At 59.7% G+C, this 16,103-nt stretch carries 15 protein-coding genes; 9 read left to right on the top strand and 6 right to left on the bottom strand.

Annotated elements, in window-relative coordinates; all coding sequences use genetic code 11:
* The first annotated feature begins 104 nt into the window (after positions 1–104).
* From AC5SEM_RS08985 to AC5SEM_RS08960, 6 genes are read left to right on the top strand one after another with little or no spacing between them, the layout of a single operon-like run.
* Positions 105–1,064: an AAA family ATPase gene (locus tag AC5SEM_RS08985; RefSeq protein ID WP_007913915.1), complete on the top strand. Its 960-nt coding sequence runs from the start codon at positions 105–107 to the stop codon at positions 1,062–1,064.
* Positions 1,065–1,069: 5 nt separating this feature from the next.
* The gene (locus AC5SEM_RS08980) at positions 1,070–2,014 is read left to right on the top strand and encodes a DUF58 domain-containing protein (RefSeq protein WP_116029096.1); all 945 of its coding nucleotides are present in this window, start codon (positions 1,070–1,072) and stop codon (positions 2,012–2,014) included.
* Positions 2,011–2,508, top strand: a complete 498-nt coding sequence (locus AC5SEM_RS08975) for a DUF4381 domain-containing protein (protein WP_095050116.1) — start codon at positions 2,011–2,013, stop codon at positions 2,506–2,508. The genes AC5SEM_RS08980 and AC5SEM_RS08975 overlap by 4 nt, the downstream gene beginning before the upstream one ends.
* The gene (locus tag AC5SEM_RS08970) at positions 2,501–3,580 is read left to right on the top strand and encodes a vWA domain-containing protein (RefSeq protein ID WP_371043961.1); all 1,080 of its coding nucleotides are present in this window, start codon (positions 2,501–2,503) and stop codon (positions 3,578–3,580) included. Before AC5SEM_RS08975 ends, AC5SEM_RS08970 begins: the two co-directional genes overlap by 8 nt.
* A complete protein-coding gene (locus tag AC5SEM_RS08965; protein ID WP_495472720.1) occupies positions 3,577–5,316 on the top strand; it encodes a vWA domain-containing protein in 1,740 nt (579 codons plus the stop codon). The genes AC5SEM_RS08970 and AC5SEM_RS08965 overlap by 4 nt, the downstream gene beginning before the upstream one ends.
* The gene (locus AC5SEM_RS08960; protein WP_495472719.1) at positions 5,313–6,950 is read left to right on the top strand and encodes a BatD family protein; all 1,638 of its coding nucleotides are present in this window, start codon (positions 5,313–5,315) and stop codon (positions 6,948–6,950) included. The genes AC5SEM_RS08965 and AC5SEM_RS08960 overlap by 4 nt, the downstream gene beginning before the upstream one ends.
* 113 nt (positions 6,951–7,063) lie before the next feature.
* Here AC5SEM_RS08960 and AC5SEM_RS08955 read toward each other — a convergent pair whose 3' ends face one another.
* From AC5SEM_RS08955 to AC5SEM_RS08930, 6 genes are all read right to left on the bottom strand, one after another.
* On the bottom strand, positions 7,064–7,366 hold the full coding sequence (locus tag AC5SEM_RS08955) for a hypothetical protein (RefSeq protein WP_099758854.1): 303 nt from the start codon (positions 7,364–7,366) through the stop codon (positions 7,064–7,066).
* A gap of 110 nt (positions 7,367–7,476) precedes the next feature.
* Positions 7,477–7,917, bottom strand: a complete 441-nt coding sequence (locus AC5SEM_RS08950) for a hypothetical protein (protein ID WP_495472718.1) — start codon at positions 7,915–7,917, stop codon at positions 7,477–7,479.
* A gap of 205 nt (positions 7,918–8,122) precedes the next feature.
* Positions 8,123–8,425, bottom strand: coding sequence for a hypothetical protein (locus tag AC5SEM_RS08945; protein WP_495472717.1), 303 nt, complete (start codon positions 8,423–8,425; stop codon positions 8,123–8,125).
* A 191-nt stretch (positions 8,426–8,616) separates the two neighbouring features.
* Positions 8,617–9,027 (bottom strand): hypothetical protein, encoded by a 411-nt coding sequence (locus AC5SEM_RS08940; protein WP_495472716.1) that lies wholly within the window; start codon positions 9,025–9,027, stop codon positions 8,617–8,619.
* A gap of 56 nt (positions 9,028–9,083) precedes the next feature.
* Complete coding sequence (locus AC5SEM_RS08935) at positions 9,084–9,497, bottom strand: hypothetical protein (protein ID WP_495472715.1); 414 nt, start codon at positions 9,495–9,497, stop codon at positions 9,084–9,086.
* A gap of 83 nt (positions 9,498–9,580) precedes the next feature.
* Positions 9,581–10,042, bottom strand: coding sequence for a PM0498 family protein (locus tag AC5SEM_RS08930; protein ID WP_495472714.1), 462 nt, complete (start codon positions 10,040–10,042; stop codon positions 9,581–9,583).
* Between the two features lie 467 nt (positions 10,043–10,509).
* Here AC5SEM_RS08930 and AC5SEM_RS08925 point away from each other — a divergent pair, with 467 nt between their 5' ends.
* Genes AC5SEM_RS08925 through AC5SEM_RS08915 form a run of 3 tightly spaced genes read left to right on the top strand, consistent with a single transcriptional unit; the run spans position 10,510 to position 15,985 of the window.
* Positions 10,510–11,754 carry an exonuclease SbcCD subunit D C-terminal domain-containing protein gene (locus AC5SEM_RS08925; protein ID WP_495472713.1) on the top strand — a complete coding sequence of 415 codons (1,245 nt, stop codon included), beginning with the start codon at positions 10,510–10,512 and terminating at the stop codon, positions 11,752–11,754.
* Positions 11,751–15,392: an SbcC/MukB-like Walker B domain-containing protein gene (locus tag AC5SEM_RS08920; RefSeq protein ID WP_495472712.1), complete on the top strand. Its 3,642-nt coding sequence runs from the start codon at positions 11,751–11,753 to the stop codon at positions 15,390–15,392. Before AC5SEM_RS08925 ends, AC5SEM_RS08920 begins: the two co-directional genes overlap by 4 nt.
* The gene (locus AC5SEM_RS08915; protein WP_495472711.1) at positions 15,389–15,985 is read left to right on the top strand and encodes a glutathione S-transferase; all 597 of its coding nucleotides are present in this window, start codon (positions 15,389–15,391) and stop codon (positions 15,983–15,985) included. Before AC5SEM_RS08920 ends, AC5SEM_RS08915 begins: the two co-directional genes overlap by 4 nt.
* Positions 15,986–16,103: the final 118 nt, after the last annotated feature.

The following is a 16,103-nucleotide window of genomic DNA, read 5'->3' as shown; positions in this document are numbered from 1 at the left end:
CAAAATGCCGTTAGTCGCCACCCCCCGCGATGGATTAAAGTAACGCCCCCAGCCCCGGCGTTATCCGAACGCGCGTGGCCACCCCTTTCCAGGAACAGTCACCGATGGAACATCGTGAAGCGCTGCTGGCGCTGCGAACCTTTCTTTCAACGCAGATTCTCGGCCAGGAAAAACTCATCGAGCGTTTGCTCATCGCCCTGCTCGCCGACGGCCACATGCTGGTCGAGGGCGCGCCGGGTCTGGCCAAGACCAAAGCGATCAAAGAACTCGCCGAGGGCATCGAAGCCCAGTTCCATCGCATCCAGTTCACCCCGGACCTGCTGCCGGCCGACATCACCGGCACCGAGATCTATCGCCCGGAAACCGGTAGTTTCGTGTTCCAGCAAGGGCCGATCTTCCACAACCTGGTGCTGGCGGACGAAATCAACCGTGCCCCGGCCAAGGTGCAATCGGCGCTGCTCGAAGCCATGGCCGAACGTCAGGTCAGTGTCGGCCGCAGCACCTATGAGTTGTCGCCGCTGTTTCTGGTGATGGCCACGCAGAACCCGATCGAGCAGGAAGGCACCTATCCGCTGCCGGAAGCCCAGCTCGACCGCTTCCTGATGCACGTAAAAATCGGTTTCCCGGACGCCGCCGTCGAACGCCGCATCCTGCAGCAGGCCCGTGGCGAAGCGCTGAACGGCGAGACCAAACCCGAGCGCCGGGTCAGCCAGCAGGCGATCTTCGCCGCGCGCAAGGAAATCCTCGGCCTGTACATGGCCGACGCTGTGGAGGAATACCTGGTGCAACTGGTCATGGCCACGCGCAACCCGGCCAAGTTCGACCCGGAAATGGCCGAGTGGATCGCCTACGGCGCCAGCCCGCGCGGCTCGATCGCCCTCGACCGCTGCGCCCGCGCCCACGCCTGGCTGGCCGGTCGCGATTTCGTCAGCCCGGAAGACATTCAGGCGGTGCTGTTCGATGTGTTGCGTCACCGCATCATTTTGTCGTTTGAAGCCGAAGCCGCCGGCATCGATCAGGATCGGGTGGTACAGCGGATTCTCGACGTCGTAGCCGTCGCTTGACCCCCATGAACGCCCCCCTGCCGTCCGAACCGGGCATCCGCGTCAGCCTCGCCGAGCTGATCGAGATGCGCCACCGCGTGCGTGAAGTGCAGCTGTTTTCCACGCCGAGTCAGCGCAGCCCGCTGATCGGCCTGCATCACTCGAAATTCCGTGGTCGTGGTGTCGACTTCGATCAAGTGCGGGTCTATCAGGCCGGCGACGACGTGCGCACCATCGACTGGCGCGTGACGGCGCGCACGCAAGAGCCGCACACCAAGCTGTTCCATGAAGAACGCGAGCGGCCGATCTTCATCATGGTCGAGCAAAGCACACGGCTGTTTTTCGGTTCCGGGCTGATGTTCAAATCGGTGCTGGCTGCGCAAGTAGCGGCGCTGATCGGTTGGGCCGCGCTCGGCCATAACGACCGCGTCGGCGGGCTGGTGTTTGGCGACAATGAGCACTATGAAATCAAACCGCGGCGCAGCAAACAGAGCCTGCTGCAATTGCTCAACCGTCTGGTCAAGGTCAATCAGTCGCTGCACAGCGAGCGTGAGCCGGATCGCGATGCGTTTGGCGTGGCCCTGCGCCGTGCACGCGAAGTGTTGCGCCCTGGCAGTCTGGCCATCGTGATCTGCGACGAACGTGCACTGTCCGACAGCGCCGAACAACAGCTCAGCCTTTTATCGCGTCATTGCGACCTGTTGATGTTGCCGATTTCCGATCCGCTGGATCACGCCCTGCCCGCTGCCGGCCTGCTCAGATTCGCCGAACGCGGCGCGCAGCTTGAACTCGACACCCTCAATTTCGACCTGCGCCAGACCTATCGCGCCCAGGCCGAAGCACGCATCGCGCGCTGGGAATTGCTCGCGCAAAAGCTGCGAGTTTTGCTGATGCCGCTGAGCACGCAGAGTGAAATGGTCGAACAGATGCGCGAATTCCTCAATCCGCAGCGTCCGGGGAAAGGTCGATGAACGGCCTCGAACAACTGCAACCGCTGATCTCGCCGCCACCGATCGCCTTCTGGCCGCCGGCACCGGGCTGGTGGCTGCTGCTTCTGTTGTTGCCGTTGCTGGGTTTCGCCGTTTGGCGTCTGCGCCGTTTCATTCCGATGAAAAAACGCCCGATCGTGCGCGCTGAACAGCCGCTCGACCCAGTGCGCATCGCCGCCCTCGCTGAACTCGCACAAATGCCCAAACCCTACGACGGCGCCCCGGCCGGTGCCTGGCTGCAGCAACTCAACGGCCTGCTCAAACGCTTGTGCCGCAACCACTATCCCTACAGCCAGAGCCACACCCTCAACGGGCGTAAATGGCTGGCCTTTCTCGATAATCGTTGCCCGGCGGCGGGCCTGACGCGCTGGATGGTGCTGGTCGAAGGCGCGTACAAACCAGAATGCAAACTCGACGACAAAGCCATCGCCGGCCTGACCCAAGCCGTCGACACGTGGATTCGCAAACATGTTTGAGTTCGCCTGGCCGTGGATCTTCGTGCTGGTGCCGCTGCCGTGGCTGATGCGTCTGGTCTTGCCGGTGGCCGACAGCGGCGAGCCAGCCCTGAAAGTGAGCTTCCTCGCCGATCTGGAAGGCCTCGCCCGCCGTCGCGCTCGCGCCAACCTGCCCGCGTGGCGTCAACAGGCGCCGTTCATGCTGCTGTGGCTGTTGCTGCTGACCGCCGCCGCCCGTCCGCAATGGCTCGGCGAACCACTGCCGATCGCTGCCAGTGGGCGAGATCTCTTGGTGGCGGTGGATGTGTCCGGCTCGATGGATTTCCCCGACATGCAGTGGCAGGACGAAGAAGTCAGTCGCCTGTCGCTGGTTCAGCACCTGCTCGGCGACTTCCTCGAAAGCCGCGATGGCGACCGCGTCGGCCTGATCCTGTTCGGCAGTCAGGCCTATCTGCAAGCGCCGCTGACCTTTGATCGCCACACCGTGCGCGTCTGGCTCGACGAAGCGCGCATCGGCATTGCCGGTAAAAACACGGCGATCGGCGATGCCATCGGTCTGGCCCTGAAACGCCTGCGCATGCGTCCGGCGCAAAGCCGCGTGCTGATTCTGGTCACTGACGGCGCCAACAATGGCGGCGAAATCGATCCGCTGACGGCGGCAAAACTCGCCGCCAGTGAAGGCGTGAAGATCTATCCGATCGGTATCGGCGCCAATCCCGAGGACAGCGGTTCGACTGGTTTACTTGGGGTCAATCCAAGTCTGGACCTCGACGAACCTGCGCTCAAAGCCATCGCCGAAGTCACCGGTGGCCAGTATTTCCGTGCCCACGACGGCAAAGAGCTGCAAGCGATCAAAGACACCCTCGACCAACTCGAACCGGTGACCCAGCAACCGACCCAGGCGCGCCCGGCGCAAGCCTTGTATCACTGGCCTCTGGCGCTGGCGTTGTGGCTGAGCCTGTTGCTGGTCGCCCGTGAATTGTGGCCGGACAACCCGTTGCAACGCCTGTTCACCAAGGAGCTGTATCTGCAAAGTCCGCTGCCTGACTGGCGCGAACGCCTCAAGCGCCTGCGTCTGCGGAGGCGCCGATGATCGCGCTCTGGCCGCACTGGTTTCGTCCTTGGTGGCTACTGCTGTTGCCGCTGCTGGGCTGGTTGATCTGGCAGCTCTGGCACCGGCAGAAACGCGCCGGGCGCTGGCAGATGATTTTGCCACCAGCGTTTCATGCCACCCTGCTCAGTGGCGGCAATGGTCGCGACAGCAAACTGCCGTGGATCGCCCTTGGTGTGGCGTGGCTGCTGACGATTCTGGCGCTGCTCGGGCCGAGTTGGGAGCGCGTCGAACAGACCAGTCAGAAGCCAGCCGATCCCTTGGTGGTGGTGCTGGAACTGACCCCGGAAATGCTCGCCACCGATTCGCCGCCGACGCGACTGGAGCAGGCGCGTCGCAAGCTCTTCGACCTGTTGCAGGCGCGCAGCGATGCGCAGACCGCCATCGTCGTTTACGCCGGCAGCGCGCACACGCTGGTGCCGCTGTCGGATGACCTGGCGACCAGCCGCAATCTGCTCGATGCGCTCAAGCCATCGTTGATGCCGGAAAGCGGCCATCGTGCCGATCTCGCCGTGAGCAAAGCGCTGGCCTTGCTCAAACAAGGCGCGCTCGGTCAGGGGCGGATTCTGCTGATCGGCTCATCGCTCGATGAAGAGGAACGTCAAGGCATTCGCCGCGCCCTCAGCGGTCAATCGGCACAACTGCTGATGCTCGGCGTCGGCACCGCTGAAGGTGCGCCAATCGCTCAAGAGGACGGCAGTTTCCTCAAGGACGAACAAGGCGCGATTCGCGTGCCGCAACTCGACAGTCCGGGCCTGAGCGCGTTCCTCAACAGCGTCGGCGGCGAATACCACCCTGCTCGCCTCGACGAAGCGGATCTTGGCGCGCTCGGTCTGCTCAACGGCCCGCGCAGTCTGCGCGACGACGGCCAGACCGTGCGCCTCGATACCTGGGCCGATCAGGGTTACTGGCTGCTGTTGCCGCTGTTGCTGCTCGCGGCGTGCGCCGGGCGACGCGGCTGGTTGTTCTGCCTGCCGTTGCTGTTTTGCTTGCCGCAACCGAGCTACGCTTTTGACTTCGAGGATTTGTGGCTGCGCCCCGACCAACAGGGCCTGCACCTGCTCAAACAGAAGCGCCCGGCCGAAGCCGCGCAGCATTTTGACGATCACCAATGGCAAGGGGTGGCGTTGTACGAGGCCGGCGACTACAGTGGCGCCGCGCAGCGTTTCGCCGAAGGCAGCGATGCCCGCGCCCACTACAATCGTGGCAACGCTTTGGCGAAAAGCGGTGAGCTGGAAGCGGCAATCGACGCCTATGAACAGGCCTTGGAACTGCAACCGGATTTGCGTCCGGCGCAGACCAACAAGGCCCTGGTGGAAAACCTGCTCAAGCAGAAAAACACACCGCCGCCCGCCGAGCCGGACACCCAGCCCAGCGAACAGCAAAGTCTGCCGGGCGACGAACCAGCGCCCGCGACCGCGCCGCCACCGGCGGTAAAAAGTGAAACCCAGAGCGAGGCGCAACCGAGCGAATCGGCCAGCGAACCGCCACCGACCACGCCGCCGCAGCCAGGCCCCAACGAAGTGCCGGGCAGCGCCGAGGAAGAACAAACGGACACCGTGCCGACGCTGCGCCCGAGTGAAGACAACCTCCAAGGCGAGCAGCGTCAGGCACTGGAACAATGGCTGGGCAAGATCCCGGATGATCCGGGCGAACTGCTGCGCCGCAAATTCTGGTACGAACAGCAACAACATCAGGATCAGGAAAACACTCGATGACCCGCTTCACCGCTCTCTTGCTGCCCCTGCTGCTCTGCACGGCCACCGCTCAGGCGGCCGAGCTGACGGCCAGTGTGGATCGCAGTCGCCTGAACTCCGGCGAGACGGTCGAGCTCACCCTCGAAACCAGCGACGTCACCCAGTTCGGCAAACCCGATCTGACCGCGCTGGAAGCGTTGTTCGAAGTGCGCGGCACGCGCCAGGTCAACCAGCTCAACACCCTCAACGGTGACAACCGCGCGACCACGCGCTGGATCATCACCCTGCTGCCGAAAGAGAACGGCAGCGTGGTGATTCCGCCGCTGCAACTGGGCGATGCGCAGAGCCAGCCGATCACCGTGCAAGTGGTCGAAAGCGACACCCGCGAGAACAAGAACAGCCTTGATCCGGTGTTCATCGAGGCCAGCCTCGATCAGTCCAGCGTCTATGTGCAGGCGCAGGCGATCCTGACGTTGCGCATCTACCATTCGGTGTCGCTGTACGACGACAGCAGCCTGACCCCGCTGCAAATTGCCGATGCGCGCATCGAGCAACTCGGCGACACCCGTACCTACGAAAAAGACCTCAACGGTGTGCGCCATGGCGTGATCGAAATGCGCTATGCGATCTACCCGCAACACAGCGGTTTGCTGACCATTGCGCCGCAGACCTTCAGCGCCACACTGGTCGATACGCAGCCGTCACAGGATGCCAATGCACAGGGGCCGAAACCGGGCAAACTGATGCGCGTCAGTTCCGCCGAAATCCCCCTGACCGTGAAACCCAAGCCACTGACCTATCCGGTCGACGCGCCATGGCTACCCGCGCGCAGCCTGAGCCTCAGCGAAAGCTGGAACCCGGAACCGGAACACACTCAGGTCGGCGATTCCCTGACCCGCAGCCTGACGTTGAAAGTCGAAGGTCTGGCTGCCTCGCAACTGCCAGCGCTGCCCGCTACCGACGTCAACGGCCTGCGCCGCTACCCCGATCAACCAGTGCTGAGCAACCAGAGCACCGACCGCGGCATCGTCGGCAGCCGCGAAGAACGCGAAGCCCTGGTGCCCAGCCGTAGCGGCGCGATCGAATTGCCGACAGTCGACGTGGTTTGGTGGAACACCTTCGAAGACCATCTGGAACACAGCAGCCTGCCCGCGCGCACCCTGCAAGTGGCCAACAACCCGAGCCTGCAAGTCGACACCCCGGCCGGCAATCTGCAAGTGAGCGCCGTCGATAACGATGTGTTGTGGTGGTGGAAACTCAGCACCCTGATCCTCGCTTGCACCACCCTCCTCGGCTTCGGCCTGTGGTGGCGCGCACGCTGGCAACCGGCAGTGCACCGCGCCGCCCAAACCGGCCCGAGCCCGCGCACCTTGATGGACGACATCAAGCGCGCGAGCCAGGCCAATGACCCGCAAGCGACGCGGCAGGCACTGGATGCGTGGGCGCGGCAGCAGCCGGAGACACTGGCGGACATGGCGGCGCGGTTTGTGCCGTTGTCGGATGCGCTGGATGGGCTCAATGGTGCGCTGTACAGCGAGACGGGACAGCATTGGCAGGGTGAGGATTTGTGGCGGGCGATCCGCACGATTCCGGCGGCGGAACGGGTGCAGGATCCGGTGGGTGATAGCGGGTTGCCGCCGCTTTATCCGAAGTAAAAAGCAAAAGATCGCAGCCTTCGGCAACTCCTACAGAGGGTATGTGTAGGCGCTGCCAAAGGCTGCGATCTTTCGATTTTGCTTTAGGGATAAAAGGCTGAAGACAATCGGAATCAATAGTCGAATTTCGTTTTCACTTGTTCGCCTTCGCGATAGGAGAGAACAAATGCCTTCCAGGGCTCACCGCGAGCGACTGCATGCTCGTGTAATTTTTCTACAAGCGCATAGATTTTCGAATGGTTGAAATCAGTTTCAGCATCCCAGATTTCTGAGCCATTTTTTTCAACAGCGAGGTCTGCCTCCATATAGTTACCCCCCCATTCAACGCGGTATCGAAAGGCGTCATAACCGTGAACAATTCCGGCCTCAACCAGCTGAAAAATGGCCGCCACAAGTTCAAAATCTTCAGCAATCACTCTCTCACCTCCGGAAATTGATTGTTCCAATCATCCCCTCTTCTAAGTGTGCGCGGTGATCCCTCAGGAACAGACCACGTTTTATTTAAACGAGGCCTGTTCCGTTATCCTCAGAGATCGAACACAGAACGAACATGTTCCGTCATTCCAATTAAATCCTCGTATGCCACTGGACCAATTAAAGGTTCATGAATGGACAAATAGACCGCTGCCGACATGTTTGCTTGCAAGGCACATTCACCCACCTCCCACAACCTTGACGGTGCAATCATCCAGTTAATCCCTGGCAGCCCTTCGCGTGACCGGCCAACAAGCGACCATGATACCCCCCCCTTGTAGCCTTCAACGGCGGCCTTCAACTTGTCGATATCAACCTTGCTAATACACTCAAACCTGAAAGCGATGAAGGGTGGCAGCGCAGAATGATCCTCCCGCTGCATTTCATTCCCAATCCTAACTTTAGGAAAACGCTGTTGATATTTGTGCCACTCCAGTTCGCCAATTTCAGCAATAACATTCAGGAGATGGCCTTCTTCATTCTCAACTGTCATAAATTAAAGACCTTTGACCCCTCAAGACAGACCACGTTTATTCAAACGTGGTCTGTCCCACTATCCTCCGGTATGAAGGAGGAAACGCTTCGAGATGCTGCCACGAAGCGCAGGCAACGAAGTAATTCAAATGCAAAAAAACGGACGGCGAGTGCCGTCCGTTGTTCCGGACATAAGGTCACGCATTTGAAAAGACTTGGGTGAATCAATAATTGAATTTGGTCTTCACTTGCTCACCTTCGCGATAAGACATGACAAAAGATTTCCAGGGTTCGCCACGCTGCACGGCATTCGCCTTTAAGTCTTTTGCCAAAAAACACACGTCGGAGACATCGAAATCGATTTCAGCGTCCGTTACCTCAACTCCGTCTTTTTCGACTGTCAGTTCGGCCTCCATGAACCCTTCACCCATCTCTATCTCGTAACGGAAGGCGTCGTATCCGTGAACAATACCCTCGTGGACCATCTGAAAAATTTTTTTGACGATTTCTAGATCATCTGTAATCACTCGATTATCTCCGGTATTTTTCGGGCTTCGTTCTCATGACAGAATCGGGCAGAATCGGGGACAGACCACGTTTATTTAAACGTGGTCTGTCCTATTTATAGCTGCCTCGACCTAACACAACAGCGTACCGACTGTTCATCAAATCCTTATCGATTCTAATCTCAGCCCCTTTCTTCCGTTTCAGTGATGACCTATGGCAATTTCAGTATCACGACCTCGTCAGAACCATCCGGCAATTCGAGAAGCCACTTCCATTGCTCCAGAACTTTCCTCCACTCCTGCAACGTAAACCAGCTTTGCGGCTGCCCAGTCCAGTCATCGTTGACCAGAATATCGACCTGTACTCCCTCATCACTCATATTCAACAGGACATCGTTTCCCCCATCAGTGATTGAAGCTTGCACGCCCGCCTCTACAGATGAAATAGCTGCCAGCAGACGATCACAATCCTCCGGAACTTGTGCGATGGCATCAAGAACGCTGCACACATAAAGCTGATAGCGTTCAGCGTCTTCCTGATCAGAATTCACTTCAACGATCGCGTGAAACAACTGTCGTTCGGGGTAGGTACCGCCGGCGGTTTGATAAAATTTCAGTTCCATAAATGCCTTGGAATTTACGACTACTCCTCAGTTCGTACGCTGAGGGTCAACATTTTCTATGTCAGTTGGACTAACACAACCTCATCTGACCCCTTGGGCATCTCCAAGAGGTACTTCCAACTTTCAAGAATTTTTTGCCATTCCTGCAAGGTGAACTTGCTTTCAGGCTGACCGATCCAGTCGTCATTGATCGATATGTCAACCTGCACACCCGTGGTATCAATATTCAATACAGCGTCGTTTCCACCCGCACAAATTGATTGCTCTGTGCCATCCAGTACCGACGCCAGATACCCAAGCAGCCGGTCACAACTTGCGGGGGTTTGTGCGACGGCATCCAGCACACTGCAGACATAAAGCTCATAGCGTTGAGCCCCTTCCTGTCCAGGAATCACTTGCGCCATGTCATAAAAGACCTCTCCCACAACAGGATGAGGACCGGCTGAATGATGAAAAAACTTCAGTTCCATGAATGCGTCCGATACGTAAGGTTAGTAAAACGGGGACAGACTACGTTTCGGAGTACTTTCTAAACGTGGTCTGCCCCCATGATTTACCCGTATGTCTCAAGAAATCCCTTGTCACTCGATTCAACGGTAAGCACTGCTTCCTCATACCCCTCAAGGTCATCGCTCAGCCAGGTTTCCCCTGGGCGCAGCAGATGAAACTTCACCGTCGCATCGAATTCGTCACCCGAAATAACTCCCTGCAGAACCCCCGGCATACATGACTTGTTCCACGCCTCAAACACTAAAGACAGGTAGGAGCACGCGCATGCCAAAAAATCAGCGTTTACATAATCATCGGCATGGATCGAATTTACGAAACATTCATATCCCGTTCTATCTGGGAAATTCTTCAGGCTTACATGCTTCTGGAAGCTCTCCAGACTCGCCAGAAAAACACAGCCATCCCGTTCCACGAAACCGGACCTTGTGATATCCGCCAACTCGCCGTCCAGAGAAGCACGTCCCGCACGAGCGAGCATTTGCTCCATTTCACTGTTAAGTTTCACACACGTCCCTCAAGCATCACACCACTCCGCCAAGCCCCCCGATGCTGCAAGGGTGTATCGCGCACGAACAAATGCCAAATACAGAACCGAGGACACAGAACCGAGGGCAGACTACAGTTTATATAAACGTAGTCTGCCCCCCCCAATTCAAGCCCACCATGCGCACTCCCACTTGACACGAATTGTTGTTGAGTTTGTCGCACAACAACCAAGCGCTCGGCTATCTGATGATAGGTTTCCGAAAACCCAATGACCTCGCACAAGCGCATGCGGTCGACGCGATATCAATATGATGGCCAGATACTAGATAGCCGCCATTTGGGCGTCAATGAAGGGATTCATCGATATGCTCTGTTGTACCCTGACCCGACAAGCACCACTCGCGCAATAATCTGTAAACTCTCCCCTCTTTCGCCGCCCATCACTTCCCTGCGGCCATCACCTCTTTAAATGTTGCGGAGTCCACCTTGCGTCTGTTCCACACCTCCGACTGGCACCTTGGGCAAAACCTGCACGGCCAGGAGCGCGATTTCGAGCACGCCTGTTTTCTCGAATGGCTGCTGCGCCAACTGCAACTGGCGCAGCCGGATGTGCTGCTGATTGCCGGGGACATCTTCGACACGGTCAATCCGCCGGTCAAAGCCCAGGAACGCCTCTACGACTTCATCGTCAGCGCCCACGAGCAGCAGCCGTTGCTGACTATCGTGATGATTGCCGGCAACCACGATTCCGGCTCGCGGATCGAACTGCCCGCGCCGCTGATGCGCCGTTTGCGCACCCATGCGCTGGGCCGAGTGTTGTGGCTGGATGACGGGCAACTGGATGCCGAACGCCTGCTGCTGCCGTTGCCGGATAAAACCGGCGAAGTCGCCGCGTGGTGCCTGGCGCTGCCGTTCCTGCGCCCGGCGGAGGTGACTGGCGCGCATCTGGGCGACAACTATTTGCGCGGCATCGGTCAGGTGCATGAATGGCTGATCGAAGCGGCCAACGCCAAGCGCAAACCCGGTCAGGCGCTGATCGCCATCAGCCACGCGCACATGGCCGGCGGCTCGGTGTCGGAAGACTCCGAGCGCAGCCTGATCATCGGCAACGCCGAAGCCCTGCCCGCCAGTCTGTTCGGGCCGAGCATCAGTTACGTCGCCCTCGGCCATTTGCACAAGCCGCAGAAGGTCAACGGTGAAGAACGCATTCGCTACAGCGGCTCGCCGATCCCGTTGTCGTTCTCGGAGATCAGCTATCAGCACCAGATTCTCGACGTCACTCTCGATGGCGAAACCCTCATCAGTGTTGAGCCGAAACTGATCCCGCGCTCGGTCAACCTGCAACGCATCGGCCCGGCACCGCTGGCCGATATCCTGCTGCAACTGGCGGACCTGCCGAACATCGACCTGCTCGCGGAAACCCAGCGGCAACCGTGGCTGGAAGTGCGCGTAACCCTCGACGAACCGCAGCCGGATCTGCGCCATCAAGTCGAAAGCGCTCTGCAAGGCAAAGCTGTGCGCCTGGTGCGTATCGCCGCTGAATACGCCGGCAACCGTGGCGCTGACGGATCGGAGGACGGCAGCGCGCTGATCGAACTCGACCAACTCACTCCGCAGGAATTGTTCAGCCGCGCCTGGCTCGACAACTATGGCAGCGAGGTCGACGAGCAGACGCTGAAGGACTTCGCCGAATTGCTGCAAGACGTGCAACTGGAGGGCGAGCAGCCATGAAGATTCTCGCCATTCGCTTGAAAAACCTTGCCTCGCTGGCCGGCCCGTTCGAAATCGATTTCACCGCTGAACCGCTGGCCAGCGCTGGCCTGTTCGCGATCACCGGCCCGACCGGTGCCGGTAAAAGCACCCTGCTCGACGCGCTGTGCCTGGCGCTGTTCGGCGCGGTGCCGCGTCTGAACAACACCGGCCGCGACGCAAAAGTCCCGGATGCCGACGGTGAAATCGCCACTGGCGACCCGCGCACCTTGCTGCGTCGTGGCACCGGCGAAGGCTATGCAGAAGTGGATTTCGTCGGTGTCGATGGCCGTCGTTATCGGGCGCGCTGGGAAGCCAACCGCGCCCGCGAGAAGGCCGGCGGCAAGTTGCAGGCGAGTCGTCAGAGCCTGCGCGACATCGATCAGGATCAACTGCTCGCCAGCCAGAAAGGCGAATACAAAACTCAACTGGAAGCTGCGCTCGGCCTGAACTTCGAACAGTTCACCCGCGCCGTGCTGCTGGCACAAAGCGAGTTCAGCGCATTCCTCAAGGCTGACGACAACGACCGCAGCGAACTGCTGGAAAAGCTCACCGACACCGCGCTGTACACCCGTCTCGGCCGCCGCGCCTTCGACAAGACCAAAGAGGCCCGCGAAGCGCACAAGCTGTTGCAGGATCAGGCCACCGGCGTCACCCCGTTGGCACCTGAAGCCCGGGCCGAGCTGGACGAGCGCTTCAATGCTGCGCAACAGCAAATGAAGTTGCAGCAGGCGCAGCTCAAACAGCTTGAGCAACAGCACAGCTGGCTCAAGGATTTGCGGGTGTTGCAGGACGCGCAGCAAGCCGCCGCCGAGCAATTGCACAGTGCACAGCAGCAATCGGAAAGTCTGGCCGGCGAGCGAGTGAAACTGACGCGACTGGAGCAGCTCGGCCCGCAGCGGCATCAGTTCGCGCGTAAAACCGAACTCGATGCCCTGCTGACGCCACTGGCCGCGCAAATTGCCGCGCACACTCAGCAACACGCCGAGCTGACTGAGCGCCAGACGCAACTGGAGCAAACTCTGGAAGCGGCGAAAGTCGCCCTGAGCGAAGCGCAGCAACGGCAAAGTGAAAACGCGCCGCTGTTGCGTCAGGCTTTTGAAGAACAAAGCACCCTCGCCCGTCTGGTCAAGGATGTCGCGCAAAGCACCGAAGCCAAGCTCAGTGCGCAGCAGGCTTGCACTGATGGCCAGAATGCCATTCAAGCCTTGCTGGATAAACAGACCCAGGTCGCCGAGCGCCTGCAACGCATCGCCGCCGAACTGGAACAAAGCGCTCATCTGGCGCCGTTGAGTGACGCGTGGAATGCCTACCGCGATCGCCTGCAACAGCTGATGCTGATCGGCAACCGCTTGAACAAGGGCCAAGCCGAACTGGCGAGCCTCGAAGAAAATGCAACGCGCAGCGCCGCAGAACTGACCACGCAGAAGCAGCAACTGGAAGTGCTGTTCAAAGAAGCCGGCGCCGAACCTGATGCCGTCGCCGAGCAGATCGGCATCCTCGGCACGCTGCTGCAGGACAACCGTAAACAACTGCGCGCCTTCGAAGACCTATCGCGTCTGTGGGCCACGCAACAGGATCTGGACAAGCGCAGCGCCGAGTTGCAACAGCGCCAACTCAGCGCCCAGAAGGAACGCGAGCGGCTGACTCAGGACGGTGTGAAAAGCAAAGCCGAACTGACCGTCGCCGAGCAAACCCTCAACGTCACCCGCGAGCTGCTTGAACGTCAGCGCGTGGCGCGCAGTGCCAGCGTCGAAGAGTTGCGCGCGCAGTTGCAGGACGATCAGCCATGCCCGGTCTGCGGCAGCAATGAGCATCCGTATCATCAACCCGAAGCGTTGCTGCAAAGCCTTGGTCGCCACGATGAAAGCGAGCAGGCCAACGCCCAGCAGGTGGTCGATCAGCTCAAGGAAACACTCATCGAACTGCGCGCCGAAGTCGGTGGCGTGATTGCGCAACAGAAAGAACTGCTGCAACAGCAAGAACAACTGGCGACCCAGCAGCAAGCGCTGGCGCCAAGCCTCGATGCGCATCCGCTGTCCGCGCAGTTGTTCAATCAGGACGCCGACAAGCGCGATGCCTGGCTCGCCCGGCAAAACGAGCAACTGAACCAGAGCATTACTCAGGACGAGCAACGCCAAAGCGCCCTGCTCACCCTGCAACAGGATGCCGCGCGTCTGACCCAGCAATTGCGTCAGGCGGAAACCGCGCACCAGCAAGCGGCGCAGCACCTGAGCAATCAGCAGCGCGAGCTGAGCAGCGACCGTCAGCGTCTCGACGAAGAACTGACGGCGTTCGGCAATCTGCTGCCGGCCGACACCCTCGAAGCCCTTCGCCAGGAACCAGCGGCAACCTTCATGCAGCTCGACCGGCAGATCGCCGAGCGCCTGGCGCAAGTCGATCAGCAGAAGGAAGAACAGGCCGAGCAGCAACAGCGGCAACAAACGCTGGAGAAAGAACAGGATCGTCAGCAGACTCGCGCACAGCAGTTGCTCAGCGCCGAACAGCAATTCACTACGCTGATGGAGCAACAGCAAGCCTGCCAGCAGAAACTCGCGCAATTGCTTGGCGAGCACAGCAGCGCCGAGCACTGGCAGCAGCAGCTCGAGCAATCGGTTGAACAGGCGCGCAACGCCGAAACCGCTACCGCGCAGGAACTGCAGAACGTGCGCACGCAACTCGTGCAGATCGCTGCCGAGCTCAAAGCGCAGCAGGAACGTTTGCAGGCGCTGCAAAGCGAAGATCAGGAATTGGCCGGCAAGATTGCCGACTGGCGCGCCCGCCATCCTGAACTGGATGACGGTGGCCTCGAAGATCTGTTGCGAGTCGATGACGGGCAAGTCGCCGAGCTGCGTCAGCGCTTGCAGCACAACGAAAAAGCCATCGAACAGGCCAAGGTGTTGTTGCAGGAACGTGACCAGCGTCTGATTGATCATCAGGCGCAGCACAACGGCAATCTGGATGCCGAACAACTGGCCAGCGCCCTCACAGATGTGCAAAACCAGTTCATCGTCAGCGAACAGCAGTGCGCCGAATTGCGTGCCGAACAGGCCGAAGATCAGCGCCGACAGAACGCCAATCAGGCGCTGGCGCAGCAGATCGCCTCGGCCTACGCCGAGTATCAACGCTGGGCGCGACTCAGTGCCTTGATCGGCTCGGCCACCGGTGACACCTTCCGCAAGATCGCCCAGGCCTACAACCTCGACTTGCTGGTGCATCACGCCAACGTGCAACTGCGCCAACTGGTCAAACGCTATCGTTTGAAACGCGGCGGCAGCATGCTCGGCCTGCTGGTGATGGACACGGAAATGGGCGATGAGCTGCGCTCGGTGCATTCGTTGTCCGGCGGCGAAACGTTCCTCGTGTCGTTGGCGCTGGCATTGGGCCTGGCATCGATGGCGTCGAGCACGCTGAAGATCGAATCGCTGTTTATCGATGAAGGTTTTGGCAGCCTTGATCCGGAGTCGCTGCAACTGGCGATGGATGCGCTCGATGGCTTGCAGGCGCAGGGCCGCAAGGTCGCGGTGATTTCCCATGTGCAGGAAATGCACGAGCGGATTCCGGTGCAGATTCAGGTGCAGCGTCAGGGCAACGGTTTGAGCACGCTGGAGGTGAAATGAACACGCTGTATTCCTTCCGCCGCTGCCCGTACGCGATGCGGGCGCGGATGGCGTTGCGTTATTCGGGTGTGCCGGTGGACATCATCGAAGTCAGCCTCAAGGCCAAGCCGGCAGAGATGCTGGCGATCTCGCCCAAGGGCACGGTGCCGGTGCTGGATGCCGGTGGGCGGGTGATTGATGAGAGTCTGGAGATCATGCGCTGGGCGTTGGCGCAGCATGATCCGGACAACTGGCTACTCGACGGGGACTCGTTCGGGGCGTTATGGATGGACAAGCTGATTCAGGGCAACGATCAAGTGTTCAAGGTGCACCTGAATCGCTACAAGTACGCCGAGCGCTATCCCGAACAGCGGATGGAGGTTTATCGGGCTGAGGGCGCGTTGTTTTTGCAGAAGCTGGATGAGTTGCTGACGGATCGCGATTATTTGCTGGCCGAGCACTTGAGTCTGGCGGATGTGGCATTACTGCCCTTCGTTCGGCAGTTTGCCCATGTCGATCGCGAGTGGTTTGCGCAGACGCCTTATGTGCGGTTACAGGCCTGGTTGCAACGCTTCCTCGAATCCGAGCTCTTCACTTCGATCATGAAGAAGTAACCCTTACCTTCCTGCTTTGATCGTTCCCCACGCTCTGCGTGGGAATGCCTCAAGGGACGCTCTGCGTTCCAATCGGACGCGGAGCGTCCGGGGCTGCATTCCCACGCGGAGCGTGGGA

The sequence above is a fragment of the Pseudomonas sp. CH61 genome, assembly GCF_059429415.1.
This window is presented reverse-complemented; position numbering and strand designations above follow the sequence as displayed.